1 protein-coding gene and 1 pseudogene are annotated in these 2163 nt (G+C 40.6%); both read right to left on the bottom strand.

What is annotated here, in order from left to right:
• Positions 1-1115 (bottom strand): annotated as a pseudogene (locus BKL49_RS11205) (hypothetical protein); the annotation flags it as partial.
• Positions 1116-1134: 19 nt separating this feature from the next.
• On the bottom strand, positions 1135-2010 hold the full coding sequence (locus BKL49_RS11200) for an OmpA family protein (protein WP_077425486.1): 876 nt from the start codon (positions 2008-2010) through the stop codon (positions 1135-1137).
• Between the last annotated feature and the right edge of the window lie 153 nt (positions 2011-2163).

Below are 2163 nucleotides of genomic sequence, written 5' to 3'. Positions count from 1 at the left end.
GTGTAACCATTGTTAATCATTTCTTGCGTAACAGGAATGGTTGTTGGCTCACCGTTAATAGTAACGATTAAGCTGTCACCTACTTCGGTGTTATCCGGAATCGTGATGTAAACAGGGGTTTTATCCGCACCGTCTTTACCGGTGATTTCAGTACCGTTTAATTTTCCGTCACCATTTTCGTCTTCACCAAATACGATATTTGGTGCGCCATTGGTATTGCGTGGTACTTCTTGACCATTTGGTAATTTCACGTTGTTTGATGAATCATCATTGCCATCAACTACGCCATCGCCATTGCTATCGCCCGGTGTTTTAGTGTCACCGGCAGTAACCGCATCAGCGTCTGCTTTATTACCGTTGTCATCTCTACCTACTGCGGTTACTTTTGAGTTATCTTTTACGCTATCGGCAGGAATAGTGAACGTACCGTCATTATTAACAACCACATTAGGATCGTTTGATACCCATTTGCCGTCATTGCCTTTTGTTACAACCGCTGTTTTTTGGTTACCATTTTCATCTGTATAGGTGATTTCAACTTTGGTGTTATCCGCACCCGGAGTAACTTTAATTGAACCGTCATTTTCAGCTTTTAAAACCGGTTTATCTGCACTGTTATCGGAACTACCGCTGCTACCACTATCGTGTGCAGCGATAGCAATACCGGCTGCTAACGGAATCAACGCTAATAACCACCAAGGGTTGAACGCCCAAAATGCGCTACCTAAATCTTCACCGCCTAATGCTTGTGGTGCAGCCACTTCTTCTGCCAACATACTCACGGCATCAGATTTCAAACCGGATTCCGGCACGTAAGCATAAATGCCGCCATTTTCGTGTTGACCCACAATTAAATTGCTGGTTTCTTCACCATTTTCATCACCGTAGTAGTTTTGAATCACTACATCCGGATTCATATCGCCATCTTCTAAGAAGATTTTTAAATCTTTCCCTTCACGTTTGGCAATAATATTTTGAGGACCAAGACCGGTTTGATCGTTGATTAATTGATAGTTAGAACTGTCTCTTGCCTCAATGACTAACGTATCACCTTGATTAATTTGGTGAGACGCTACCACTTTTTTTGCACTTAATACTTTTAATGTTGTAGACATAAATTATCCTTCTGTTTAATTACTTTTCACCGTAAACGCTAATTTCTACACGACGGTTAGGTAAATTACATTGATTTTTTGCCGCACCGGTTAATGCTGCGCAATTTGTTACAACCGGTTCTTTTTTACCAAAGCCAATCGCTTTGATTGGAGCAGTGATACCCACGTGTTGTAATTGTTGTTTCACGCTATTTGCACGTTTTTCTGATAACACTTGGTTATAGCTATCCGAACCTAAATTATCGGTATGACCACCTACCACAATGTGATCAACTTTTAAGGTTTTCACGTGTTCCATAAAGTTTTCTAATTTTTCACGGCCTGCTGGCAGAATGTCTTTATAGCCGTATTTGTCGAAAGCAAATAATGCACTGCTATCAACGGCAATCGCAGCAATTACGACTGGAGGTTGGCAGTTATTTGCACTTGGAACACGGGATAACGTTTGGTTTTCCTTTGGTAATTTTCCAATCTCTTGTTCGGCAACAGAACGTTCTACACGCTCTAGATAAGGTTGTCCGTTAGCCGTTTGAGAAACTTTCACATAAGCCACCTCGCCCACCGGTAAGGTGTAGCTTGCACCTTGTGTGCGGTTACCAAATTTTTGATTTGAACTAAATGATGTGCTGAATAAATGTTTATCGGCACAAACCGCTACCGCACTATATGCATTCGGAAGTAATGATACCTGATAATTTCCGTCCACATAGATATTCGCAGCAGCCCCCTGAAGATCGTCTTGACGGTAAAATACCGCTAAAGCTTGATTTTCCCCAATCTGGGTTTCTAATTTAGCTTGCTCAAAATTGTGCCACACTTCCAATGGTTGATTAGCATCACGGGCGCAACCGCTCAGCGCTAATACCACACCAAGTCCCAGCAATGTTTTTTTCATACATAGACCTCTTTAGTTTAAGACTTAATCCAATACTTATTTTCTTCGTTATTTATACGGCATAGCTAAATATTGGTGAAAATTCGTATAAAGATCGGATAAATTTCAATAACTTGAGTTTAATAAAAAATAAAAAAACCCAAGGTTAAACAT

It is taken from the genome of Rodentibacter myodis, assembly GCF_001999305.1.
Classification (GTDB): Bacteria; Pseudomonadota; Gammaproteobacteria; order Enterobacterales; family Pasteurellaceae; genus Rodentibacter; species Rodentibacter myodis.
Note: the sequence above shows the minus strand (reverse complement) of the source record. Positions and strands in the feature narration are given on the sequence as shown.